General features: G+C 68.1%; 23 protein-coding genes and 1 pseudogene. 13 read left to right on the top strand and 11 right to left on the bottom strand.

Annotated elements, in window-relative coordinates:
• Positions 1 to 396 (top strand): DUF4150 domain-containing protein, encoded by a 396-nt coding sequence (locus GXN78_RS09450; RefSeq protein WP_106557033.1) that lies wholly within the window; start codon positions 1 to 3, stop codon positions 394 to 396.
• A 20-nt stretch (positions 397 to 416) separates the two neighbouring features.
• On the opposite strand, the gene GXN78_RS09445 is transcribed toward GXN78_RS09450, so the two are convergent.
• The gene (locus GXN78_RS09445; RefSeq protein ID WP_106557034.1) at positions 417 to 1025 is read right to left on the bottom strand and encodes a hypothetical protein; all 609 of its coding nucleotides are present in this window, start codon (positions 1023 to 1025) and stop codon (positions 417 to 419) included.
• A 57-nt stretch (positions 1026 to 1082) separates the two neighbouring features.
• On the opposite strand from GXN78_RS09445, the gene tagH reads away from it, so the two are divergent.
• A complete protein-coding gene (tagH, locus tag GXN78_RS09440) occupies positions 1083 to 2699 on the top strand; it encodes a type VI secretion system-associated FHA domain protein TagH (protein WP_106557035.1) in 1617 nt (538 codons plus the stop codon).
• Between the two features lie 32 nt (positions 2700 to 2731).
• Positions 2732 to 3502, top strand: coding sequence for a PP2C family serine/threonine-protein phosphatase (locus GXN78_RS09435; protein WP_106557036.1), 771 nt, complete (start codon positions 2732 to 2734; stop codon positions 3500 to 3502).
• 85 nt (positions 3503 to 3587) lie between these two features.
• Here the strand turns inward: GXN78_RS09435 and GXN78_RS09430 are convergent, their stop codons facing one another.
• Genes GXN78_RS09430 through tssA form a run of 4 tightly spaced genes read right to left on the bottom strand, consistent with a single transcriptional unit; the run spans position 3588 to position 7259 of the window.
• Entirely contained in the window at positions 3588 to 4073 is a 486-nt protein-coding gene (locus tag GXN78_RS09430) for a type VI secretion system tube protein Hcp (protein ID WP_106557037.1), read from the bottom strand.
• A gap of 46 nt (positions 4074 to 4119) precedes the next feature.
• Positions 4120 to 5619 (bottom strand): type VI secretion system contractile sheath large subunit, encoded by a 1500-nt coding sequence (tssC, locus tag GXN78_RS09425; protein WP_106557038.1) that lies wholly within the window; start codon positions 5617 to 5619, stop codon positions 4120 to 4122.
• 40 nt (positions 5620 to 5659) lie between these two features.
• Positions 5660 to 6178 carry a type VI secretion system contractile sheath small subunit gene (gene tssB / locus GXN78_RS09420; protein WP_106557039.1) on the bottom strand — a complete coding sequence of 173 codons (519 nt, stop codon included), beginning with the start codon at positions 6176 to 6178 and terminating at the stop codon, positions 5660 to 5662.
• Between the two features lie 49 nt (positions 6179 to 6227).
• The gene (gene tssA, locus GXN78_RS09415; protein ID WP_106557040.1) at positions 6228 to 7259 is read right to left on the bottom strand and encodes a type VI secretion system protein TssA; all 1032 of its coding nucleotides are present in this window, start codon (positions 7257 to 7259) and stop codon (positions 6228 to 6230) included.
• Between the two features lie 71 nt (positions 7260 to 7330).
• Here tssA and tssJ point away from each other — a divergent pair, with 71 nt between their 5' ends.
• Positions 7331 to 7858, top strand: a complete 528-nt coding sequence (tssJ, locus tag GXN78_RS09410; RefSeq protein WP_106557041.1) for a type VI secretion system lipoprotein TssJ — start codon at positions 7331 to 7333, stop codon at positions 7856 to 7858.
• A 14-nt stretch (positions 7859 to 7872) separates the two neighbouring features.
• On the opposite strand, the gene GXN78_RS09405 is transcribed toward tssJ, so the two are convergent.
• Positions 7873 to 8949 carry a type VI secretion system protein gene (locus GXN78_RS09405; RefSeq protein ID WP_106557042.1) on the bottom strand — a complete coding sequence of 359 codons (1077 nt, stop codon included), beginning with the start codon at positions 8947 to 8949 and terminating at the stop codon, positions 7873 to 7875.
• 18 nt (positions 8950 to 8967) lie between these two features.
• Entirely contained in the window at positions 8968 to 10290 is a 1323-nt protein-coding gene (locus GXN78_RS09400; RefSeq protein WP_106557043.1) for a DotU family type IV/VI secretion system protein, read from the bottom strand.
• Positions 10291 to 10546: 256 nt separating this feature from the next.
• On the opposite strand from GXN78_RS09400, the gene GXN78_RS09395 reads away from it, so the two are divergent.
• Positions 10547 to 11227, top strand: coding sequence for a response regulator transcription factor (locus GXN78_RS09395; RefSeq protein ID WP_106557044.1), 681 nt, complete (start codon positions 10547 to 10549; stop codon positions 11225 to 11227).
• 52 nt (positions 11228 to 11279) lie between these two features.
• Here GXN78_RS09395 and GXN78_RS09390 read toward each other — a convergent pair whose 3' ends face one another.
• Entirely contained in the window at positions 11280 to 13298 is a 2019-nt protein-coding gene (locus tag GXN78_RS09390) for a hypothetical protein (protein WP_106557045.1), read from the bottom strand.
• Positions 13299 to 13646: 348 nt separating this feature from the next.
• Between GXN78_RS09390 and GXN78_RS09385 the strand changes: the two genes are divergently transcribed.
• On the top strand, positions 13647 to 14189 hold the full coding sequence (locus tag GXN78_RS09385; protein WP_164255394.1) for a hypothetical protein: 543 nt from the start codon (positions 13647 to 13649) through the stop codon (positions 14187 to 14189).
• Positions 14190 to 14480: 291 nt separating this feature from the next.
• Here GXN78_RS09385 and GXN78_RS09375 read toward each other — a convergent pair whose 3' ends face one another.
• The gene (locus GXN78_RS09375; protein WP_164255393.1) at positions 14481 to 14903 is read right to left on the bottom strand and encodes a DUF4902 domain-containing protein; all 423 of its coding nucleotides are present in this window, start codon (positions 14901 to 14903) and stop codon (positions 14481 to 14483) included.
• 78 nt (positions 14904 to 14981) lie between these two features.
• Positions 14982 to 15691, bottom strand: a pseudogene (locus tag GXN78_RS09370) (autoinducer binding domain-containing protein).
• A 100-nt stretch (positions 15692 to 15791) separates the two neighbouring features.
• Here GXN78_RS09370 and gph point away from each other — a divergent pair.
• From gph to GXN78_RS09335, 7 genes are all read left to right on the top strand, one after another.
• Positions 15792 to 16496 carry a phosphoglycolate phosphatase gene (gene gph, locus GXN78_RS09365; protein ID WP_258186996.1) on the top strand — a complete coding sequence of 235 codons (705 nt, stop codon included), beginning with the start codon at positions 15792 to 15794 and terminating at the stop codon, positions 16494 to 16496.
• A gap of 95 nt (positions 16497 to 16591) precedes the next feature.
• A complete protein-coding gene (locus GXN78_RS09360; protein ID WP_106557050.1) occupies positions 16592 to 17665 on the top strand; it encodes an NAD/NADP-dependent octopine/nopaline dehydrogenase family protein in 1074 nt (357 codons plus the stop codon).
• Positions 17655 to 18662, top strand: a complete 1008-nt coding sequence (locus GXN78_RS09355; RefSeq protein ID WP_106557051.1) for a 3-hydroxybutyryl-CoA dehydrogenase — start codon at positions 17655 to 17657, stop codon at positions 18660 to 18662. Before GXN78_RS09360 ends, GXN78_RS09355 begins: the two co-directional genes overlap by 11 nt.
• Entirely contained in the window at positions 18659 to 19462 is an 804-nt protein-coding gene (locus GXN78_RS09350; protein ID WP_106557052.1) for an alpha/beta hydrolase, read from the top strand. The genes GXN78_RS09355 and GXN78_RS09350 overlap by 4 nt, the downstream gene beginning before the upstream one ends.
• Positions 19459 to 20328: a zinc-binding dehydrogenase gene (locus GXN78_RS09345; protein WP_106557053.1), complete on the top strand. Its 870-nt coding sequence runs from the start codon at positions 19459 to 19461 to the stop codon at positions 20326 to 20328. Before GXN78_RS09350 ends, GXN78_RS09345 begins: the two co-directional genes overlap by 4 nt.
• Before the next feature lie 64 nt (positions 20329 to 20392).
• Positions 20393 to 21319, top strand: a complete 927-nt coding sequence (locus tag GXN78_RS09340) for a pseudouridine-5'-phosphate glycosidase (protein ID WP_106557054.1) — start codon at positions 20393 to 20395, stop codon at positions 21317 to 21319.
• 160 nt (positions 21320 to 21479) lie between these two features.
• Entirely contained in the window at positions 21480 to 21992 is a 513-nt protein-coding gene (locus GXN78_RS09335; RefSeq protein WP_106557055.1) for a hypothetical protein, read from the top strand.
• A 144-nt stretch (positions 21993 to 22136) separates the two neighbouring features.
• Here GXN78_RS09335 and GXN78_RS09330 read toward each other — a convergent pair whose 3' ends face one another.
• Complete coding sequence (locus GXN78_RS09330) at positions 22137 to 22634, bottom strand: MarR family transcriptional regulator (RefSeq protein WP_106557056.1); 498 nt, start codon at positions 22632 to 22634, stop codon at positions 22137 to 22139.
• Positions 22635 to 22768 lie beyond the last annotated feature (134 nt).

Genomic DNA, 22768 nt, shown 5'->3' with positions numbered 1-22768 from the left:
ATGTTTGCGAATTGCCAGATCATGGGCACCGACATGGGCTTTCCCGACGTCTGCCTGACGCCGGCCGCGCCTTCACCCATCCCGGTGCCCTACCCCAACATCGCCATGGGACCGATGGCCATCCCCAACTGCCCCACCATCCTCGTGATGGGCGGGCCCGCGCACAACCTGGGCACCACCATTCCGATGACCAACGGCGACAACGCCGGCGTGCTGCTGGGCGTGGCTTCGGGAACGGTGATGGGGCCGAGCCGCCACCTGACCGGTGCGTTCACCGTGCTGCTGCACGGCATGCCGGCGACGCGGCTGACCAGCAGCTCGCTGCAGAACAGCACCAACTGCCCTGGCGTGCGCACCGTGCCGAGCCAGACCCTGCTGCTGCTGCTGGCGCCATGAGCTTCACGCCCCTGTGCACACTAGGGCTTGCGCACGTCCCACTCGCGCGCGACGTCGTCGCTGCTCTTGGCCGCACGGAAGTAGCGCGTGGGGCTGCGCTTCCAGTCGGCGCGCAGCACGCGCTCGGCGAATTGCTGGATCTCGCCCAGCGACGCGTCCACCGGACGCTCGCGCTCGCGCCCGTCGGTCGTCACCTCGCGCACCTGCCCGCCCTGGAACTGCACGCGCATCACCAGCGGCCTGGCCGCCGGGTAATAGCAGCGCTGGCCGCTGTAGACACCCGTGATCTGCTCGCCGGAGGCCAGCACGATGTCGTATTCGAGGAGGTTCGACTTGGAATTGTTGCCCGGTCCGTAGCGGCAGCGCGCCACCACCTGCGAGATCTCCTGCAGCCACCGGCGCGCCTGCTCGCCCGCCTGCGGCAGCAGGCCGGGCAGCACCGCCGGGTCCATGCCGGCGATCTCGCGCGCGATCGCGCTGTTGATCAGTTCCGCCAGCTTGGGACTGGGCATGTCGCCCGGCTGTTCGGGCGTGCGGCCGGTGCAGGCGGAGAGGTAGGCAGCGAGGGACGCCAGGATCATGATGTGGACCTTGAAGCTCAGCACGGGAGATCGAAGCATGGCAGCCATTAGACGATCGATCAGGTCGTATCCTCAAGTCTCGACAAGACCGGAGGGAGTCGTTTCGTGATCCGCATTGCCGTCATTTCCCATCAGGGCGCGCCCGCGGTGCGCAAGCTGGCCGCGCAGTTCGGCGCCGATGGCGGGACCATCGGGCGCGCGCCCACCAACGCACTGGTGCTCGACGACCCGGACCGCACCGTCTCGCGCGTGCATGCGCAGGTGCTGTGCCGCGATGGCCGCTTCTTCATCGTCGATCGCGGCAGCAACCCGATGTTGTGCAACGGGCACCCGCTGGGTGCGGGCCACGAGGCCGCGCTGTCCCAGGGCGACCGGCTGGTGATCGGCGGCTTCGAGCTCGTGGTGGAGATGCTGTCTTCGCAGCATGCGCCGGCTGCCGCGGCACCTGCACCTGCACATGGGCATGTCCCTGCGCAGGCGGCGCTGCCCACCGACGACGATCCCTTCGCCGATCTGCTGGCCGGGCTTGGGCCGGCGGCGCCCGCGGCCGCGCCGGCGGCGATGCAGGCGCCGGCACCGGCCGGTCTTTTTCCCGATCCGCTCGGCGCCGGGCGGGCGCCATCCGCGTCGGCGGACGATCCCTTCGCGGACCTGCTCGCGCCCTCCGCGCCCGCGTCGGGCGGGGCGGCCGCACCTGCGCGCGGCCTGCCGCTGGACGACTTCTCGGACCTCGGCCTGTCGGCCTCCCCCAAGAGCCCGGGGATCGACGAGCTCTTCGGCATCGGCGGTTCAGGCGGCGGCGATCCGCTGGCCAGCTCGCCGCTCGGCGACCCCCTGCGCCAGCCCAACACCGCCTCGGCGGCCGATCCGCTGGCCGCACTGCAGGGCACGGCGGCGTCGGCGGCGAAGCCGCGCAGCGACCATCTTCCGGTCGGCCAGTTCGCGTACACGCCGCCGCGCGAGGTGGCGCCTCCACCTCCAGTCGCGCCGCGCTTCGACGACATGACCGGCGAGGCGATCCGGGCCGCGCCCGTGGCGCCCGTGGCGCAAGCCGCACCTCCCGCTGTGACGCCCGCCACGACGCCCGTGGCGCAAGCGGCGCCTCCGGCCGCAACGCCGGCGGCCCCGCCCGATGCGCTGCTGGCAGCTTTTCTGCGCGGCCTCGGCAGCACGCACCAGGCACCGCAGCAGCTGACGCCGGAACTCATGGAACGCATCGGCGTGCTGCTGCGCTCGGCCACCGAGGGCACGCTGCAGCTGCTGCTCACGCGCCAGGAGTTCAAGCGCGAGCTGCGCGCCGAAGTCACGATGATCGCGGCCCAGGCCAACAACCCGCTCAAGTTCTCGCCCACGGCCGAAGTCGCGCTGGCGCACCTGCTGGGCCCCGGCATGCGCGGCTTCTTGCCGGCCGAGGCCGCGATGCGCGATGCCTTCGACGACCTGCGCTCGCACCAGTTCGGCGTCATGGTCGGCATGCGCGCGGCCCTGGCGCAGGTCATCGAGCGCTTCGCGCCCGCGGAGCTGGAAAAGAAGATCGCCGCCAGGTCGGCGCTCGACAGCTTGTTCGCCGCCAACCGCAAGGCCAAGCTGTGGGACCAGTTCATCGCGCTCTACGGCGGCATTGCGAGCGAGGCGGAGGACGATTTCCACGCCCTGTTCGGCAAGGCCTTTCTCGAGGCCTATGAGGCGCAGATGGCGCGGCTGAAGTCCGGCGGCAGTTGATCCAAAAAAGAACCAGGAAGAGGAGAGGGCCCGTGGAAATCGAGATCGTCACCCTGTCGAGGCAAGGCAGCCGGCGCTACAACGAGGATGTCTTCGGGCAATGGAACGACGGCCGCTTCGTCGCCTGCCTGGTGGCCGACGGCGCGGGCGGCCATGGCGGTGGCGACGTCGCGGCCGCCATCGCCCGCGGCAGCGTGCTGGACGGCTTCGCGGCCTGTCCCGGGCTCGACGCGGAGCTGCTGCGGGGCCTGGTCGCGCGCGCCAACTTCGACATCGTGGCGCGCCAGGCCGAAGGCGGCAAAGTGGCCGACATGCGCTCGACCGTGGTGCTGGCCGCCATCGACCTGCACGAGCACCTGATCGCCTGGGCCCACAGCGGCGACAGCCGCGCCTACCTGTTTCGGGGCGGGGCGCTGGTGGCGCGCACCACCGATCACAGCCTGGTGCAGCAGATGGTGGCCGGCGGCATGATCGACGAGGAAGGCGCGCGCCTTCATCCGCAGCGCAACATGCTGCTGTCGGCGCTGGGCTCGATGGTGGAGCCGCCGGAGATCACCGTGTCCGCGCCCATGCCCCTGGCCGAGGGCGACGCGCTGCTGCTGTGCAGCGACGGCGTCTGGGAGCCGCTGGGCGACGAGGTCCTGCGGGAGACGCTGCAGGCCTCGCCGACGCCGACCCGGTGGGTCGAGCAGCTGGACGCGCACATCAGGGCGCTGGCCAAGCCGGGCCAGGACAACTACACCGCCCTGGCCCTGTGGGCGCATGCGGACGACGAGACGACGCGGCCGATGCCTGAGAGTTGAGGCTGCTTGAACGCAGACATCCGGACGTGTTCAGCGTCCGGACGTCCGTTCCCGGCCAGCCGGCCGGCCGGCCCGCCTCGGAGGGTCAGCCGTAGGCGACGTTTTCCGAGATGTTCCAGGCCGCGGTCTTCACACCTTCGCCGCCGCCCTTCTTGGTCTGCGGGTCGTACTCGAACTTCACCTTGGCGAAGTTGAGGGTGACGTTCTCGGTCAGGCGGTCCTCGCCGCCGCTGCCGCCGGTGCTGACGCTGGTGACGATCAGGTCTTCCATCGTGATCTTGATGTACTCCAGCGGGTCGTCGCCGGCCTTGCGCACCACCAGCACGGCCTTGTCGTAGTGCGTGCCCTTGCAGCAGGCCAGCAGCAGCGCGTGGGAGGCCGCGTCGACGTACTTGGTGAAGGACAGGTCCTGGACGCTCACCTTGCCGGCGCCGCCGCCGGACCCCACATGCGTGGTGCCGCTTTGCGACGCACCCCAGCTCCAGGCCAGGACGTCGATGTCTTTCTTGTGCTTGGCATCGACCGACTCGCCGTCGACGGGACCGATCTTGATGAACATGTCTACAGCCATGATGTGCGCCTTTCAGTTGGGACGTGGATGAGTGGTGGTTGGAAACTTATTTCCCGCCCTTGGCGGACGGCAGCCTCGACACCAGCCGAAGCGACACGGTGAGCCCTTCGAGCTGGTAGTGCGGACGCAGGAAGAACTTGGAGCTGTAGTAGCCCGGATTGCCCTCCACCTCCTCGACCACCACCTCGGCCGCGGCCAGCGGCTTGCGGGCCTTGGTTTCCTCCGACGAGGTGGACGGGTCGCCGTCGACGTAGTTGGTGATCCACTTGTTGAGCCAGCGCTCCATGTCGGCCTTCTCCTTGAAGCTGCCGACCTTGTCGCGCACGATGCACTTCAGGTAGTGCGCGAAGCGGTTGCAAGCGAAGAGGTAAGGCAGCCGCGCCGCAAGGTTGGCGTTGGCGGTGGCGTCCGGGTCGTCGTACTCGGCCGGCTTGTGCAGCGACTGGGCGCCGATGAAGGCAGCGAAGTCGGAGTTCTTGCGGTGGATCAGCGACAGCAGCCCGGCCTTCGACAGCTCGGCCTCGCGCCGGTCGCTGATGGCGATCTCGGTCGGGCACTTCTGGTCGACGCCGCCGTCGTCGCTCGGGAAGGTGTGCAGGGGCAGGTTTTCCACCGCGCCGCCGGACTCGATGCCGCGGATGCGCGAGCCCCAGCCGTAGAGCTTGTACGAGCGGTTGATGTTGGTGGCCATCGCATAGGCCGCGTTGGCCCAGGCGTACTTGCTGTGGTCGGAGCCCGAGACGTCTTCCTCGAAGTCGAACTCCTCCACCGGATTGGTCTTGGCGCCGTAGGGCGTGCGCGCGAGGAAGCGCGGCATGCACAGGCCGATGTACTTGGAGTCGTCGGATTCGCGCAGGCTGCGCCAGCCGGCGTACTCGGGCGTGGAGAAGATCTTGGTCAAGTCGCGCGGGTTCGCGAGCTCCTGCCACGACTCCATCTGCATCAGGTTGGAGCTGGCGCCGGTGATGAAGGGCGCATGCGCCGAGGCCGCGATCTTGGCCATCTCGCCCAGGAGCTCCACGTCGGGCGGGCTCTGGTCGAAGTGGTAGTCGCCGACGATCGCGCCGAAGGGCTCGCCGCCGAACTGCCCGTACTCCTGCTCGTAGACCTTCTTGAACATGGGGCTCTGGTCCCAGGCCGCGCCCTTGAACTTCTTCAGGGTCTTGTGCAACTCCTTCTTCGAGATGTCCATCACCCGGATCTTGAGGTTCTCGTCGGTCTCGGTGTTGTTCACCATGTAGTGCAGGCCGCGCCAGGCGCTCTCGAGCTGCTGGAACTCCTCGTTGTGCAGGATCTTGTTGACCTGCTCGGTGAGCTTGCTGTCGATCGCGGCGATCATGGCCTGGATGGACTTCGTCACGTCCTTGCCGATGATCTGCGTGTTGGCCAGCGCCTGTTGCGCCAGCGTGAGGACGGCGGCTTCGACCGCGCTCTTGGCTTCGTCGCTGCGGGGCTTGAACTCCTTCTGCAGCAGCGACGCGAAGTCGCTCCCTTCGTATGCGACGTCCTTCAGTGCGCTCTGCTGGTCGAGTGCTTCGGTGGCCATGGTGCTTTCTCCTCGTGTTCGAATGGGGTGGGTTCGAGCTTCAGGCGGCCGGCGTGCCGGTGTCTTCTTCCGGCTTCTTGCTGGCGGCCAGCGTCTTGAGCAGCTCGGGGTTGTCCAGCACCTTGGCCAGCAGCTCCTCGGCCCCGCCCTTGCCGTCCATGTAGGTCACCAGGTTCGACAGCTGGTTGCGCGCCTCGAGCAGCTTGTTCAGCGCATCGACCTTGCGGGCCACCGCGGCGGGCGAGAAGTCGTCCATGTTCTCGAAGGTGATGTCGACCTTGAGCTCGCCCTCGCCGGTCAGCGTGTTGGGCACCGAGAAGGCGGCGCGCGGCTTCATGGCCTTCATGCGGGTGTCGAAGTTGTCGACGTCGAACTCCAGGAACTTGCGGTCGCCCACCGGCGCCAGCGGATCAGCCGGCTTGCCCGAGAGGTCGGCCAGCACGCCCATCACGAAGGGCAGCTGCACTTTCTTTTCTGCACCGTACAGCTCCACGTCGTACTCGATCTGGACCCGTGGCGCCCGGTTGCGGGCGATGAATTTCTGGCTGCTCTTGGACATGGACGTGCTCCTTGCGAGGGGTAGGTGGGAGGACCGCGCGACGCAGGCCCTATTCGGTGACCTGCTTGCCGGTCACGGTCTCGATGGTGTCCAGCGCGTTGGGCGCCAGATCGGCCATGATTTCGAAGAAGCTCACGCCGATGAGCTTCTTGGCACGGGCGATCAGCAGCGGCGCGGGATTGCCCGGCTCGGCCTGCTGGAGGTAGTGGATAACGCGGTCGAGGGTCTGCAGCGCGTCCTGCCGGGTGCGGATCTCGCCGGGTGCGGCGGCGCGTGCGCTGCCGGTGGTGCCCGGTTCCGCGCCATCGGCTGCCTCGGCGCCGGCCTCGTCGGACTGCGGCGGCGGCGCCACCGCGGCGGCGGCTTTGCCGAGCACGTTGGCGATCGCGCGCAACGGCGCCAGGTCGATGGAATCGGCGCGGCCGGTGCGCTCCACGATCAGCGACTGCAGGCGCGTGACCAGCGCGGGCGCTTCCATCAGCGTCTGCAGCAGCTCGGGCGCCTCGGCATGGATGCTCTCCAGCCCGCCCTGGATCTGCGCCGCGGTGTAGCCGGCCTCGGCGCCGGTCGGGGCCAGCGCGTTGTGCGCGATCGCGATGTCGCGCACGCGGATTGCACCGATGCCCCGCGCCGTGCCGATGCTGGCGTCGTACAGGTCGCGAAGCACCATGCCTTCGTCGGTCAGCGGGGCCAGCGCGTTGAGGCGCATGGTGGGGTCGTTGTCGTCGTCGGCATCCAGCTTTGGATGTATGCCTTCCCAGTAGCGGTCGAGCAGGCCCGTGAGCAGGCGCAGGCCCATGGCGAAGCCGGCCACGCCCTGCGTGCGGGTGCCGGCGCGCAGCAGCAGCACGGCCGCCCGGGCGTCTTTGGTGCGTCCGAGCACCGCCTGGGCTTCCTGGGCCACGGCGCGCCACTCCGGCTCGACGGCGGGGATCACCGTGTCGCCGAACTGCTGCTCGGGCTTGCCCTGCGCAGCCGCCTCCAGCGCGGTGAAGGCCGGGTCGTACTCCAGATCGTCGCCGCAGGGCGAGGCTTCGCTGACGGGAGCCTGCAGGGCATCGACGAGTTCAGGTGTCAGCATGTTGCCTGTTCGAATTGACTGTCGATAATCAAAGATGCCCTTGCACGGGTCAATGCAACGAAGGAAATAGCATGAATGAGCCCGGTACACACCGTTCGCCCTATGGACGACTCTCGAATGCGGGGGCTCGGCGGCGGTTTGCCAGGTTCGGCCTCCTGCTGTGCCTCGTCGGGGCCGCCGGGTGTTCGAGCCCGCCGCCGCCGCCGAAGCCGATCACCACGCCGGTGGCGATGACGCTGGTGGCCGGCGCCGATGCCAATCCCGACGCGCGCGGCCGGGCCTCGCCGCTCACGGTGCGCGTCTATGCGCTCAAGACCAGCGGTGCCTTCGAGTCGGCCGACTTCTTCTCGCTCTTCGAGAAGGACCAGGCCACGCTGGGCGCGGAGATGGTGCAGCGCGAGGAGATGCTGCTGCGCCCCGGCGACAGCAAGAAGCTCGAGATGACGCTGGCCGCCGACATCAAGGCCATCGGCGTGATGGCGGCCTACCGCGACCTGGATCGCGCGCGCTGGCGCGAGGTGAAGGTGGTCGAGCCCGGCAAGGCGCTGGTGCTGACCACCACCTTCGGCGCGCGTCAGATCCGCATCGAAACCAAGTAGCGCTCCCCCATCGGTCATCGGGCCAGCGGCTGATCGGTCGGCAGGAAGCGCTGGAACAGGTCGGTGACGAACGCGGACTGGTCGCTGTCCTCCGGGGCCGCCACGAGATAGAGGCCGCGCCAGCGCGCAACCGCATGGCCGCCGCGCGTGGGCACGAAAAGCTGCTGCGCGAAGGCGCGCAGGCCGGGCTGCAGGGCGCGCACCTGTTCGACGAAAGCATGGATCGCCAGGCGGCGCGCCGGCTCCGGCTGCCTGCGCAGCAGGCCCATGCGCAGGGCATGCAGCCGCAGCGCCAGGGGCTCGAACAACGCATCGGGGCGGGCCGCGGCGGCCGAGGTGTCGGGCAGGCGATGGCCCAAAGCTTGGGCGCGCGCCGCAGAGGGCAGGGCCTCGCGCAGCACCTCGTAGCCCGCCAGCCGCTCCAGGCCGGTCACGAGCAGATAGACCGGCAGCTGCAGCCGCAAGAGCTCCGCCGCCTCGTCGACGCGCCGGCGCAGGCGTGCCGCATCGGCAGCGAGCGCCTGCGCATCGCCCAGCAGGCGGGCCGCGCTCACGCAGACCACGATGCCGTTGAGCGGCAGGCGCTCGCGCTGATCGGCCAGCGCCAGCAGCGCCTGGTACCAGCGGCTGCGCTCGCGCGGCGTGGCGGGCTCGTGCACCGCGGCAGGACGGGCCTCGATGGCGACCATCGACGGCAGGAAGCGCCAGCGCCAGAAGTCATCGCCCTCGGCTTCTTCCACCTCCTCGCGCGCCGCCGCGGCCATCAGCGCAGGTATGCCGGCGTCTTCGTCGCCGATGAACAGCAGCCAGGGCAGGTCGTAGAGCGGCTGATGCAGCGCGCGCAGCGAGGGCGAGCGCAGCAGCCGCTCGCGCGCACGCGCGACCGCGGCGCGGGGCTCGGCGAGGGGGGCGGGCTCCGAGTGTTCCGAGTGTTCCGAGGGTGTGGCCAGCGCCTCGATGCGCCGGCGAAGCAGGCGCCGCCGCGCGAAGTAGCGCGAACCCAGCATGAACCACCACAACGCGAGCAGCCCGGCGAGGCACAGTGCCAGCAAGGCGCCGTAGTGGGCGGGCAGCGGGTACAGGACGTTCATGCGGTTCCGGCGCGCGGCTCAGCGCGAGACGGTTTCGAGGAACACGAAGTCGGCGATCGGCCGGCCCGCCGCTTCGCTGGTGGCCAGCGATTCGCGCAGGCGCTGCAGGTAGGCCGAGGCCAGCTCGAAAGGCGGGGTGTCGCCGGCGTCGGCCAGCGGCGTGGTCGACGACAGGGCGGTGATCAGCACCGTGCCGAAGGGCGGGCTCACCAGCCAGCTCGAGGGAATGTCGCGGCCCAGTTCGATGGCCTCGCCCGGGCGCATCGGCTGCGGGCCGCGGTTCGCATGCAGGTGCATGACGGCGCCGTCGGCCGTGTAGTAGTCGACCCGCAGGTAGCCTTCGTTGTCCGCATTGGTGACGCGCACCACCACCGTGTCGCCTTCGCGCAGCCGGCCCTCGCGCGCGGTGAACGCGGCGACCTTCAGCCGCTGCCGCTTCTCCTGGTTGCGCGCCTGGTAGGGCTTGAGGATGGCCACCACCTCGCAATGGGGCCAGATGCGCAGCCGCAGCGCGAAGTTCGCGGACCCCACGCCGGGCATGGCGCGCACCTCGCGCTCCACGCGCGCCATGTCCTCCGCGGTCGGGACGAAGCCGCTGACGCGTGCCGTGCCGTCATCGCTCGCCGCGACAGTCAGGTCCGCGCAGGCGAAAGCCTGCAGCCGCTGCTCGACGCGCTGGGCCAGCGTGGGCGAGGGCGCGCGCGCGCCCAGCATGGACCACAGCAGGTAGGCCAGCGGAATGAGCAGCGCCATCGCGCCGGCGGTGCGCAGCAGCGCGCGCTCGCGCCGCTCCGGCACGCGCGGGCCCGGCGGATCGACCATGCCGTAGGGCTGCGGCGTGATGCGCTCCTCGGCCAGCGCATCGAGCGCCAGCGGGCGCACGGGCAACTGCCGCCCGTGCAGCTCCTTGAGCTTGCCGAGCTCGCCGTCGTCGCCGCGCTCGAAGTAGTACTGGCCCTTGAAGCCGTGGGCCAGCGCGTGCCAGTAGATCTCGCGCACCTCGCCGTCGTCCGGCTGCAGGGCCGACAGGTGATGGAAGAACTCGCTGTGCGCGTTGTTCGAATTGAAGAGCCGCACCTGCAGCGGCGTCGCGCCGGTGGGCCTTGCCGGGTGGCGCGCAATCACCTCGTCGAGCCAGGCGACGATCGCGAAGGAGGCCGATTCGATGTGAGCCGCCGAACTGCCTGCCGCGAGGGCCGCGTCACGGGCCTGGTCGAGCAGCTGGAGCGCGCGTTGCTGCGCGGCTTCGGGCGCGGGAGCGGCCCGGCCGGCCGCGATGGCGGCATCGAGCTCGAGGCCGAAGGTGAACAGCGTGCTGAAGCAGTCGAACAGGCGAGCCATGAAGCGCTCGCGCTATTCTTCGGTGGCAACGGGAGCCTTGGGTTTGCGCCTGTCTCGATGGCACATGCCTGTGTCCCTGTTGAAGCGGTGGATCTTGGATTCATTCTTTCAATGCCCCTGGGGGGCGGCCATACCGCTTGGGGACTATGTCGTTCGTGGAGCCGGCGAGCCTTGCCGTGCCTGGCGATCCGTTTTATCTTTCGTGTTACTTGTCGACTTGACTGCGTGTACTACGCTTAATCTTTTAAGGCCCGCCATGAAAATCCTGATCGCCGATGACCACAGGCTCGTCATCGAGGCGGTCAAGGCCAAGCTGTCCGAGATCGAGCCGGGCATCGAGTTCGTTCTGGCGATGAGCGTCGACGAACTGCTCGCCCGCGCCTCCGACGACATCGATTTGGCCGTGATCGATCTCAACATGCCCGGTGCCGAGGGCCAGGCCCATGTGGACGAGATCCGGCGCCGTCATCCGGCCGTGCCGGTCATCGTGCTCTCGGGCTACGAGGACCCGGCCATCATGCGCAGCGCGCTGGAGCGCGGCGTGCTGGGCTTCATTCCCAAGGCCTACTCGCCCGAGGTCATGCTGTCGGCCGTGCGGCTGGTGCTGGCGGGCGGCGTCTACGTGCCGCCGATGCTGCTGTCGGCGGTGCCACCGGGCGTGGTGGCCGGCGTGCCGCCCGGTGCCGGCGAGGCCGCGCAGCGTGCGTCTTCCGCTGCCACGGCGCAAACCCTCGATCACTTGCGCACGGTGCTCACCGAGCGCCAGGTCGAGGTGCTGCAGCTGCTGTCGCAAGGCAAGCCCAACAAGCTGATCGGGCGCGCGCTCGGCATCAGCGAAGGCACCGTCAAGATCCATCTGGCGGCCATCTTCCGCGCGCTCAACGTGCGCAACCGCACGGAGGCGGTGGTCGCGGCGCAGTCGCTGACCGAGGCCTGAGTCTCGCTTTTTTGCGGCTGACATTGCGCTGCCGTTGCCGGCGGGCGCTGTCTCAGAAGCGCAAGGTCAGCAGGTGCGGCAAGCGCGGAATCGCCACGGCCCGGCCCGTGCGCAGGGCCTCGCGATAGACGTGCAGAAGTTGCCGCTGGAACAAGCTGACCTCGTCGGCCGGCCAGCCCTCCACGTAGCGCGCCTGAAGTTCCACCGCCGCGGCCCAGTCCCCTTGCTCGAAACGATAGCGCGCCAGCGCCATGATGCCGTTCGGATGTTCGGCCGTCCACGCGGGCACTTGGTCGAGCCATCCCTGCACTTCGTGAAGCGCGCGATCTTCGCAAGCGAGCCAGGCAGCCGCAAGGCAGGCGTTGGAGCGAACGATGCCGACCGAAGAGACCGCCATCGTTTCGCGAAGCATCCGCCAGGCCTGTTGCCGATCGACGCGCGCATGGGCCAGCGCGGCGCTGAAGAACTCGGCGAAGCCGTAGAGGCAAGTGCCTTCGTAGAAGCGCCGGTTGGCGCCGATCTCGGCGATCAGCTCGCGCGCCAGGTCGTAGCGGGCGCCGGCGATGGCGAGGCCCGTGTTCATGGGGATCGCAACGCTGAGCCAGAGATGCCGTGCCTCGTGCCCGAGCTCGCGCACGCGCTCCATGCGCTGCAGCGCTTCGCCGATCCGGGCGCTGCGCCAGTGCAGCCAGGCGTCGGTCAGCTGAGACAGGAACCGGCCGGCCCGGGACTGCTGCATCGACGGCGATCCGAGCTTGGCCTGCGCCTTTTTCGCGGCCGCCTGGTTGCCCGCGTAGCTGTGCACCATCAGCTGCAACGCGAGCGTGAGCGCATGTCGCACCGGTGTGCCGGCCAGCTTGGCGCAGTCCACGGCTTCGTCGATGGCCACCGTCGCATCGTGCATGCGCCCGGCATCGCGGTAGATGATCGCGATCCGGTGCAAAGTGCGCGCGAGGTCTGCATGCTGCGGGAGCGGGTTGCGGCTGAGCTGCGCCGAGCGGTGCAAGCTCTCGAGCGCGGGCGCCGCCTGGCCGCGCAGGTGTGCGATGACGCCTTCCTGCCGCAGGCATTGCGCCGTGAGGCGATCATGGTTGCCACCTTGCGCCACGGCGAGCACGCGCCGGCCGATGCTTTGCGCGAGCTCGAACTCGCGCTCCGCGATCGCCAGCTCGCAGCGCTCCAGCAGCACCGCCGCCTTGAGGGCATCGTCGCCGTTCGATTCGAGCAGCGTCAGGGCCTGGTGGATGAGGGTCCGGGCGAGTTCGTTTTTTTCGAGCGCGCGGTAGTAGGCGGCGAGTGCGCGCAACACGCGCGCCTGCGTGGCGACGTCGGCCGACGCGGCTGCGCGCGCCAGCAGGTGCTGTGCCTTCGACGGGGTTTCCGGGTGTTCGATCGCGGCCAGGCTTTCGACGTGCTCCACGTCCATTTCGAACGCATGCGGCTCTGAAGCGACGCATACCTGCAGGTAGTCCTGCGCCATCTGGTAGCGCTGCTCCCGGGCTGCGTGCATGGCGCGGGTGAATGCCTCTTTCGCGAAGCTGTCGATGGGGATGCGCGCCGGCGCCTTGCTGGCGCGTGCGGAAGACAGCCTCCGGCCGAGTGCGACGGTCAGCTCCGTCAGGTCGTTGCCGCGCAGCGGGGTGGCGTCGTCGAGCCGCATCTCGCCATGCAACTGCCAGCGCAGCTCGAAGCCGTTCTCGCAGGAATGAACCTGAACCGCGATCACGGCTCGGGCGCCGATGGCGCGCACCTGCTCGATGGCGCGGTTGCCCGGAGGCCTGTCGCCGCCTCCCTTGAGCGCGGTGACCACGTCGACGAGGGGCAGCACGGAGAGCCCTTGCTGCGTACCGAGCTCTCGGTTCAGGAGCGCCGCCAGGCCGAACTCGACCCACACCAATGCATCCCGGCCCGTGCGATTGTGAAAAGGAAGCGCGGCGACCGTGAGCACCCGGTCCGATTCGGAACGTTCCGGGGGCGCGGGCTGCGCCGCCGCATCGAGAGAGGCGCCGAATTCGCGCGCCGGAGGAAGCGAGGGGGAGTGCGGTGCCCCGATCATCGTGGACAGTGACATGGAACCACAATCAGAAAGAAGCCACTTCGTTCGCCGCTGAAAGCTGCGGGCCGGTGGAGGAGCCCCTTGTTTCGTTTGCGGCTGGCAGATTAGGCCTCCAGGCGGGGCGCGGCTGACCCGACGCGACAATTCATCAGGTTGTCGGCCCCCCGGCGATCGCGTCGGCGACATGACCGATGCCTGCGCCTCGCAGATCGCGCTCACCCGATCGCTCGCGGCCTTGTTTCGTGGAGGACTTGGGAAACCCTTGCTTCTCCCCCTGCGCAATCCTGATCAATTGTCACAACCCGGCCACACGACTTTTGTTGATCGGCACTATCGCAATCCTTAAGTCTTACATCCCGCGTGATGGCGGCACAAGAAGCCCCTGTGTTACAGCTTCTTGCGAGCGCTGACACGCAATCGTTGGAGTTCAATGACATGTCTGCCGGAAATGAACTGCGTCGACGCGTGGTCGTGCTCGACCCGATCCTTCGCTCGCGTGAGCACATGCGTCGCGCCATCCGGGCGCTGGGCCATGCGCCGCTCGTCTTCAATGACCTGGAGGAACTGAGCCAGCTGCGCGGCAAATTGCTGCGCTGCTCGGCCCTCTGTGTGGGACTGCCGCCCAACCCGGGCGACCAACAGCTCTGGGTCCGCGCCGCCAGAAGCCTGATCGGTCGCGACGTGCCCTTGCTCTTCCTGGCGCGAGAAAACCCCGTGAAGGCCACCGAGACCTTGCGCTGCACTGCGGGAGACGTGGTCCTCGCGGCGCCTATTTCTTTTGCGGACGTCCACAAGGGCATGAAGGCCTTCCTTACGCAGCACGGCCACCATGCGCGCGAGCGGCTTCATCGCATCGTTGGCGATGCGGGACGGCCGATCGGTGCCACGGGGAGGAACGGCCCTTAGTTGGGGACGTTCGATGTGTTGTTGAGTTCGATCCAGCATGCGAAGAGGGGGTCCGATCGATCAAACTCATCCAGTTCGAGGCCGGCTTGCGTGGCCAAGTCCCAACCTAGGGTTTCGACGAATACCTTGTGCCGGTATTGAGCGAGCCCGACGAGAACTTCGTCGGGTAGCTCGTGTGATGTGCCTGTAGTGAATTCCACCCTGACTCCTTTGTAGTGGGTGGTATTTCACCCAAATCGGAGGCGGATGGAAACTACCAATGTTGGTAGGACAACCTCACCCACGAAAGAGTTAGTGGCCGGAACCGCAGGCGTATCGAAGGAGCAGGGCAGTCCGTAGCGGCTCGGCCCATGCGAGAGTGTCCACCCACTCGGCAAGGCGATGCAGGTTGCGTTGCCATGGGAGGTCGCGCCGGTCCTCGTTGACCAGCAGCACATTGGTGAAAGGAAGGCTCAGGCGATGCCATCGGACCTGCCCGGGGATGCAGCGGATCTCCCAGTCCCAGCCCAGCGTCACGGGCGACCCCTCTGCATCGATCCATTCCGTGTAGCCTGTGATCGTGGTGGGGCGACCGCATGCCTGCAGCATGGGCAGGAAGGGCTCTTCGTAGATGCCCGACATCAGGTGTGTCAGCTGCAGGGTTCGCAGTGCCGGAGTCGGAAGCCGCAGCAGGCCGTCGGGATGCGCCGGCGCATCAAAGGCGGGATTTCTCAATGGGCGTACTCCGTGGATCTCTGTGGCTGCGCCCTTGGGCTGGATAGCGCGAGAACCCGGTGACGCTCGATCGCTATGTCAATTGAGCAATCCGAGCATCGCAGCTCTCACGACGGCGGCTGTCTTGTTAGCGGCGCCGAGTTTAGCGGTGGCATTGCTCACATGAAAGTTGACCGTATCGACGGAGATGGCGAGTATTTGCCCGATTTCGCTCGATGTCTTCCCGTCGGCAGTCCATTTCAGCACTTCGAGTTCGCGGATAGTCAACTTCTCCTCGACCTCGCACAGCTTGGGCAAGAGAGCACGGGTGAAGGCCAAATGCGCAACATTGACCAGCCATCGCATCCTTGGCTCCTTGACCTGGAGTTCATGCGCCGAGAGATCCTCGCCTGAACGCGCCAAAGTGGCATGCCACCAACGCCATTGGCGTCCAGGCTTGACTGAGCCCAGCCGACGCGTATGCCGCAGGATTGCGCCTCCGCCCACAGCTGCGGTGTGGACGCGAATAGCTCGTCGCTCCAGACCACGGGCGTCTGGCTGCGCCGGCCATGCTGGACCGTGGGATCGGTGGCGACGTAACCAGCTTCATGGTAGCGCTCGGCCCATGCGCTCGGATAGTCGAACAGGGTCAGAACTCGGGGATTCGACAGTGGAAACGGGAACCGGATCCCATAGGCGCAGTATTCGAAGCCCAGCCCGCGCGCAGCAGCAATGATTTCGTCAAAGATCTCCTGCTCGCTGGGCGCGACAGCGACGATGCGCAGCAAATCTTCTTGCCAGTTTTTCATAGTGCGCCTCGCAAGGACCTCTGGATGCAAAGAGTTTGCCAGTCAGCGTCACTCGCCAATGCTCCCGGGGCAGAATAAATCACGATTCTGGAGATCTAGTTTGCATTCCCCCAACCTTGCGGCCCTGCGCCGTTCCCACCTCGAGGCAGCCATCGTCGATCTCGATGGAACGATGGTCGACACACTCGGCGACTTCGTCGTATCGCTCAACCGCATGCTCGACGAGCTCGCCTTGCCGCCGATCACTGCCGAGGCGATCGGCCAGATGATCGGCAAGGGCTCCGAGCACCTGATTCGCTCTGTGTTGCGCCACGTGCGCGACGATCGCCCGGCCGATGCCGCGCTATTCGATGCAGCCTGGCCTCGCTACCAGCACCACTATCTCGCTATCAACGGCCAGCATGCGCCGATCTATGCCGGCGTCGTCGAAGGGCTGGCCGCGTTGCGTGCGCGGGGCCTGCGCCTCGCCTGCCTGACCAACAAGCCCATCGCCTTCGCGCGCCCGCTGCTGGTGGTCAAGGGCCTGGACGGCTACTTCGAGCATCTGTTCGGCGGCGAAGCCTTCGAGCGCAAGAAGCCCGATCCGCTGCCGCTCCTGAAGACCTGCGAGGCGCTGGGCAGTGCGCCCGCCCGCACGCTGATGGTCGGCGATTCGAGCAACGACGCGCAGGCGGCGCGCGCCGCCGGCTGCCCGGTGGTGCTGGTGAGCTATGGCTACAACCACGGCCAGCCGGTGCGCGAGGTCGACGCCGACGGCTTCGTCGATTCGCTGGCCGAGCTCGATGGCTTGCTTGGGGCGGGTTGACGATAGTTGACAGTCAAATTGATGAAAAGTAATGTATTGGTCAGCCCGCCGGTCTGCAGATCGGCGGCCCGTGGCCCCACAACACTTTTTGCTCTATGAACATCGCGATCCTGGGCGGCGGCCATGGCTGTTATGCCGCCGCTGCCGACCTGTCCGAAGCCGGCCATTCGGTGCGCCTGTGGCGCCGTGATGCCGATGCGCTGGCGGCCGTGCGCCAGGCCGGCTCCATTTGCCTGAAGGACGCGCGCGGCACACGCGACGTGCCCATCGCAGTCGCGACCGCCGACATCGGCGAGGCCTTGCGCGGCGCCTCGCTGATCGTGATTCCGACGCCCGCCATCGCGCAAGAAGACATCGCTCGTGCCATGGCGCCGCACCTGGTCGACGGCCAAGTGGTGTTTCTGCCGCCCGGCACCTTCGGCAGCTTCGTGATGGCGCGCATCGTGAAGCAGGCCGGCAACCGCGCCGACGTGGCCTGGGCCGAGACCGGCACGCTGCCTTACCTCGCGCGCAAGCATGGCGAGCGCGAGGTCAACGTCACCATTCGCGCGATCCGCCTGCCGACCGGCGTGTATCCGGCGCGCAAGGAGCGCGAGGCGCTGGAGGTGATTCGCGCGGCCTACCCGAGCGTGCACGGCTGCGGCGATGCGCTCTCGGGTGCGCTGATGAATGCCGGGCCGATCATCCATCCCCCGCTGATGGTGATGAATGCCGCGCCGCTGCAGCACTTCGAGCGCTGGGACATCCACAACGAGGGCACGCAGCGCGCGGTGCGCGACGTGACCGACCGGCTGGACCAGGAGCGCATCGCGGTGCGCGAGGCCTTCGGCCAGGGCGCGCCGCACTATCCGCTGGCCGACCACTACAACAACGACCAGTGGATGTACGGCGATGCCCACAAGCAGCTGGTGAAGTCGGGCGACTGGCGCGAGAACATCGATCTCTACGCGCACCGCTACATCACCGAGGACACGGAGCTGGGCCTGGCCTTCCTGGCTTCGGCAGCGCGCCATGCGGGCGTGGATGCGCCGATCGCGCATGGCCTGCTGGCCATCGTCGGCGGCTTCCTCGGTCGCGACCTGCGTCAAGGCCCGCGCACTTTCGAGGCGCTAGGCCTGGCTGGTCTGGACCAGGCCGCGCTGAAGAAGAGGCTGCACGATGGCGAATGAGGTCGCCTCAGCGCCGCGCTTCGCCGCTGTCGGCGCGGGCCGCATGGGGCGCGGCATCGCCATTGCCTTCGCCTACGCGGGCCACCGCATCGCGCTGGTCGACTTGCGCGTGCGCAGCGACGAAGCCTGGCAGAAGCTGCGCGCCGAAGCGCGAGCCGAGATCGAGAGCAGCCTCTCGGGCCTGGCGCAACTGGGCGTGCTCGATGCGGCGCAAGTGCCGGCGATCGCAGCGCGTGTCGAACTCGTGCCCGCCGCCGACGCGCCGCGCGCGCTGTCCGCGGCCGAGCTGGTGTTCGAAGGCGTGCCCGAAACGCTGGAGGCCAAGCGCGAGGCCTTCGAGCAGATCAACCGCCACTGCCGCGAGGACGCCATCCTCACCTCCACCACCAGCAGCATCCTGGTCACGCAGATCGCCGCGCTGGTGAAGAGGCCGGAGCGCTTCCTCAACATGCACTGGCTCAACCCGGCCTACGTGATCCCGGTGGTGGAGTTGAGCTGCCACCCGGGCACCGATGCCGCGGTGCTGGCGCGCACCAAGGCGCTGATGGAAGCGATCGGCAAGCTGCCCGTGGTGTGCGGCCCGACGCCTGGCTACATCGTGCCGCGGCTGCAGGCGCTGGTCATGAACGAGGCCGCACGGATGGTCGAGGAGGGCGCGGCCACCGCGGAGGAAATCGACAAGGCCACGCGCTACGGCCTCGGCCTGCGCTTCGCCGCACTGGGCGTGGTGGAGTTCATCGACTTCGGCGGCGCCGACATCCTGCACCACGCGAGCCGCGAGATGTCGGGCTCGATCGATCCCGCGCGCTATGCGGCGCCGGCCATCCTCGACCGCATGATGGAAGAGGGCCGGCTGGGCCTGAAGAGCGGCAGCGGCTTCTACGACTACGTGGGCCGGGACGTGGGCGCCTACCGGCGCGATGTGCTGGCGCGCACGCTCGGCATGTTGAAGCACGCCGGGCTGTGGCGCCCGCCCGCCGACGGGACGCAGCCATGACGAAGATCCGCCGCGCCTTCGCCGATCTGTCGGTCGGGCAGGTCCACTACGCGAGCTGCGGCGATCCGCGTGCCGAGACGGTGCTCCTGCTGCACCAGTCGCCGCGCAGCTGGGCCGAGTACCGCCATGTGCTGCCCCTGATCGGGCGCCGCTTCCGCGCGGTGGCGATGGACACCGCAGGCTTCGGCGATTCCGATGACGGCGGCGTGCCCGCGAGCATCGAGCAATGGGCGCGCGTGGCCGTCGAGTTGCTGGACGCGCTGCGCATCGCCCGCGTGCATGTGGTGGGCCATCACACGGGCGGCGTGATCGCGGTCGAGCTGGCGAGCGCCTTCGCTGCGCGCGTGCATGGGCTGGTGCTGTCGTCGACGCCGTACACCGACGCCGCTTTCCGCCGGGCGCGGGCCGAGCGCCCGCCCATCGACGACGTGGCGATGAGCGGCGACGGCAGCCATCTTGCGGCCTTGTGGCAGAAGCGCCTCGGCTTCTACCCGGCCGGGCGGCCCGAGCTGCTGGAGGCCTTCGTGCTGGACGCGCTCAAGGTGAGCGGGCGCATGGAGGAGGGTCACCGCGCCGTCGCGGCCTATCGCATGGAAGAGCGCATCGCGAAGGTGCGGCAGCCCACGCTGATCGTGCGCGCCACCGACGATCCCTTCGCCGCCCCGCATGCGCAGGAGCTGAAGGCGCACATCCCGCAGGCCTGCATCGTCGACATCGAGGGTGGCATGGTGCCGCTGCCCGACCAGATGCCCGAGGCCTTCGCCGACGCGGTGCTGTCTTTCCTGGAGTCGCTGTCGTGAAGGCTGTGCGCATTCCCGGCTTCGGCGCCGCGCCGGTGCTGGAGGCGCTGCGCGACCCGCAGCCACGCCCGGGCCGGACGATCGTGCGCATGGCCGCAGCCACCGTGGGCCATATCGATCGGACGGTCTGGAACGGCGCCTTCCTCAAGCATCCGCCGCTGCCCTACATCCCCGGCGTCGAGGCCGCGGGCACCGTGGTCGCGAGCGAACGCCATGCGCCCGGCCAGCGCGTGTGGGTGCGCGGCAGCGGCCTGGGCACGACGGAGGACGGCACCTGGTGCGAGCTGATCGACGCGCCCGACGAGGCGCTGGGCTTCTTGCCCGATGGGCTCGATATGGCGCTCGGCGCCGCCTTCTTCTCGCCCTGCATCTCGGCCTGGGTCGCGCTGCACGAGATCGCGAAGCTGCAGGCCGGCGAGCGCGTGCTGGTGACCGGCGCCACCGGCGCGGTGGGATCGATGACGGTGCAGCTCGTGCGCGAGGCCGGCGCCATCGTGCTCGCTCGCACGGAGGACGCGCAGCAGCAGCCCGTCGACCTGCTGGTCGACACCGTCGGCGGCCCGGTGCTGGAGGCTGCCTTGCCCTGCGTCGTGCCCGGCGGCCGCGCGGTGCTGGTGGGCTACACGGCGGGCAACACGCTGCCCTTGAACATCGCCCATTTCCTGCAGCGCGACGTGGCGCTGTTGCCGCTCAACATGTTCGGGCGCGAAGCCGCCGGCCGCGCCGCCGTGCCGGCCTTGCTGGCGCGGCTGGCGGACGGAAGGCTCACGCTCGAAGTGAAGCGCTTCGCGCTCGGCGAGGCGGCGAGCGCGCTCGAATGGATCACGCAGCGCGGGCATCGGGGCCGGGCGGTGCTGGTGCCCTGAGGAGGGTGCGTGGGGCCAGGATCTAAGATCATTGCGCCCGCATCGCCCAGGAGAACGCATCGACATGGACAACCCGCTTGCCCAATCCTGGCTCGCCCTGAGTGCGCCCGTGGCTGCCGCGCGCGCCGCCGGGCGGCCCCTCGTGGCGCTGGAGTCGACCATCATCGCGCACGGCATGCCCTACCCGGAGAACGTGCGCACGGCGCGCGAGGTGGAGGCAGCGATCCGCAGCCTGGGTGCCGAGCCCGCGACCATCGCGCTGATGGGCGGGCGCATCCGCATCGGGCTGTCGGACGATGAACTGGAGCTGATCGGCCGTTCAGACCAGGCGCACAAGGTCAGCCGGCGCGACTTGCCGGCGGTGCTCGCGAGCGGCGAGCTCGGCGCCACCACCGTGGCCGGCACCATGATCTGCGCGGCGCTGGCCGGCATCGAGGTCTTCGTCACCGGCGGCATCGGCGGTGTGCATCGCGGTGCGGCGCAGAGCTTCGACGTCTCGGCCGACCTGCAGGAACTGGCGAAGACTTCGGTGGCGGTGGTGTGCGCCGGCGCCAAGTCGATCCTGGACCTCGGGCTCACGCTGGAATACCTGGAGACGCATGGCGTGCCGGTGCTCAGCTGCGGGCAGGACAACTTCGCGGCCTTCTACACGCGCGACAGCGGCTTGCGCGCTGACTATCGCCTGGACGATGCGGATGCGCAGGCCCGCTTCATCCGCACCAAGTGGAGCCTGGGCCTCGCCGGCGGCGTGGTGCTGAGCACGCCGGTGCCGGAAGCCGCGGCCATGCCGCGCGAGGAGATCGACGCGATCACCGACCAGGCTCTTGCCGAGGCCGCGGCGCAGGGCATTGCCGGCAAGGCGGTCACGCCTTTTTTGCTGTCGCGCATCAAGGCGCTGACGGGCGGGCGCAGCCTGGCGACCAATATCGCGCTCGTGAAACACAACGCCGAGGTGGGCGCGAGGCTGGCCCTGGCGTTGGCGTGCGTGTAAGCGCCTTGCCGCCAGGACTCCTGACATTCGTCTTCGTGCTGGAGACAAATGCTTTTATCTATGAGAGCTTTCATTTCTCTCTCTTTCTCGCTAACTTGCTTCGCGGGCTCGAATCTGGCTAAGGTCATCGCCCTCCGACAACTCATCGATAAGACTGAATATGGATCTCGAACTTCCAAGCAAGCTTCACAAAGCACTTGAGCGTGAAGCGTCTGATGCGGGGCGAAGCCTGCACGCACACGTCATTGAGAAGCTGGAGTCGGTCACGCCACCTATCGAGGCAGTGACGCGCGACGTGATCACGGCTGGGCTGCCCAAACTGGTCGCCTTCCTGTCACGAGTGCCAGGCGTGGAGGTCCTTTCATCGGATTCAACTCCGGACGCCTTTTGGTGGGTGAAACTGAACCTCGATCTCGACCACTCACTGGCCTGGCATGTGGTTCAGGAACTTGGCTTCGTTCTGAACTACATATCCCTTGAAGAACAGCTACCCACTGTTTTCAAGCCGGTTTCGCCTCCTCCTTATATGAATGGCGGTCCAAAGGACTTCCTTTCATGGATCATTGAACCAACTCACAACTACATCGACCCGGCGTGGATAGCAGAAGCGCTCGAAGGTCGCCTGCCTGAACCAGTCGAAGATCTGGCCCAGTGGGACTCAGATGACGAATAGACTTGACGGGATGACTGCAGTCGCAGTTCCGCACGTTCGCGGTATCCGCCCCCCAATCTAAGGGGTCTGGCGCCGGCGGTGTTGCCCCTCGAGGCAACGGATTCAGGATGTGGCTTTCAGTCGCAGTCGTGCGCGGCGAAGCCGCTACGCCTGCGAGTCCTCTTCCGCCTCATCCACCTCCCCCGCCGCACCGGCGTGCAGCTCGATCATCTGCCGCAGCGTCGTCTTCAACTCCTCCGCTCGCAGCAGGCCAAAGGGCTCCAGCACCCGCCGCTCGTGCTCGCGCGCCAGGTCCATCAGCTGCTCCACCGTCTTCGCGCCCTTGCGCGTGATGCGCACCAGCGTGATGCGCCGGTCACTGTCGTGGGGCAGGCGCTCGACCTGGCCCTTGGATTCCATGCGGTCGAGCAGGCGCGTGACTGTCGGCTGCTTGGTCACCGTGACCTGCGCCAGCTGGCCGATGCTGACCGCCTCGCCCCCGGCCAGCGAGGCCATCACCCGCCACTCCGACACCGAGAAGCCGTGCTGGCGCGCCACCACGTGGAACTCCGACGAAATGAGCTGGCTGGCCTGCGCCAGCAGCGCCGGCAGGTAGTCGTCGACGAAGCGCAAGGCCTTCTTCTTAGAAGCGGCAGTGGCCATGAAGCGTCCCCTCGGCTGCACCAGGCACGCAGCTTGCGTGTCTAGGGTTATTCATGATTGTGGATACATTCACTTGTGAACATTATAGAGACCATGCAATGAGGCGGCTCCCACGCCGTCACGGAAAGAAACAG

Origin of the sequence: Variovorax sp. WS11, assembly GCF_010499245.1 — a bacterium.
Classification (GTDB): domain Bacteria; phylum Pseudomonadota; class Gammaproteobacteria; order Burkholderiales; family Burkholderiaceae_C; genus Variovorax.
This window is presented reverse-complemented; position numbering and strand designations above follow the sequence as displayed.

Excerpts from the sequence above, each read along its gene's own strand:
- GXN78_RS09450 (WP_106557033.1), top strand. The coding sequence starts at position 1 with ATGTTTGCGAATTGCCAGATCATGGGCACCGACATGGGCTTTCCCGAC.
- GXN78_RS09445 (WP_106557034.1), bottom strand. The coding sequence starts at position 1,025 with ATGGCTGCCATGCTTCGATCTCCCGTGCTGAGCTTCAAGGTCCACATC.
- GXN78_RS09430 (WP_106557037.1), bottom strand. The coding sequence starts at position 4,073 with ATGGCTGTAGACATGTTCATCAAGATCGGTCCCGTCGACGGCGAGTCG.
- tssC (WP_106557038.1), bottom strand. The coding sequence starts at position 5,619 with ATGGCCACCGAAGCACTCGACCAGCAGAGCGCACTGAAGGACGTCGCA.
- tssB (WP_106557039.1), bottom strand. The coding sequence starts at position 6,178 with ATGTCCAAGAGCAGCCAGAAATTCATCGCCCGCAACCGGGCGCCACGG.
- tssA (WP_106557040.1), bottom strand. The coding sequence starts at position 7,259 with ATGCTGACACCTGAACTCGTCGATGCCCTGCAGGCTCCCGTCAGCGAA.
- tssJ (WP_106557041.1), top strand. The coding sequence starts at position 7,331 with ATGAATGAGCCCGGTACACACCGTTCGCCCTATGGACGACTCTCGAAT.
- GXN78_RS09405 (WP_106557042.1), bottom strand. The coding sequence starts at position 8,949 with ATGAACGTCCTGTACCCGCTGCCCGCCCACTACGGCGCCTTGCTGGCA.
- GXN78_RS09400 (WP_106557043.1), bottom strand. The coding sequence starts at position 10,290 with ATGGCTCGCCTGTTCGACTGCTTCAGCACGCTGTTCACCTTCGGCCTC.
- GXN78_RS09395 (WP_106557044.1), top strand. The coding sequence starts at position 10,547 with ATGAAAATCCTGATCGCCGATGACCACAGGCTCGTCATCGAGGCGGTC.
- GXN78_RS09390 (WP_106557045.1), bottom strand. The coding sequence starts at position 13,298 with ATGTCACTGTCCACGATGATCGGGGCACCGCACTCCCCCTCGCTTCCT.
- GXN78_RS09385 (WP_164255394.1), top strand. The coding sequence starts at position 13,647 with ATGGCGGCACAAGAAGCCCCTGTGTTACAGCTTCTTGCGAGCGCTGAC.
- GXN78_RS09360 (WP_106557050.1), top strand. The coding sequence starts at position 16,592 with ATGAACATCGCGATCCTGGGCGGCGGCCATGGCTGTTATGCCGCCGCT.
- GXN78_RS09355 (WP_106557051.1), top strand. The coding sequence starts at position 17,655 with ATGGCGAATGAGGTCGCCTCAGCGCCGCGCTTCGCCGCTGTCGGCGCG.
- GXN78_RS09350 (WP_106557052.1), top strand. The coding sequence starts at position 18,659 with ATGACGAAGATCCGCCGCGCCTTCGCCGATCTGTCGGTCGGGCAGGTC.
- GXN78_RS09340 (WP_106557054.1), top strand. The coding sequence starts at position 20,393 with ATGGACAACCCGCTTGCCCAATCCTGGCTCGCCCTGAGTGCGCCCGTG.
- GXN78_RS09335 (WP_106557055.1), top strand. The coding sequence starts at position 21,480 with ATGGATCTCGAACTTCCAAGCAAGCTTCACAAAGCACTTGAGCGTGAA.
- GXN78_RS09330 (WP_106557056.1), bottom strand. The coding sequence starts at position 22,634 with ATGGCCACTGCCGCTTCTAAGAAGAAGGCCTTGCGCTTCGTCGACGAC.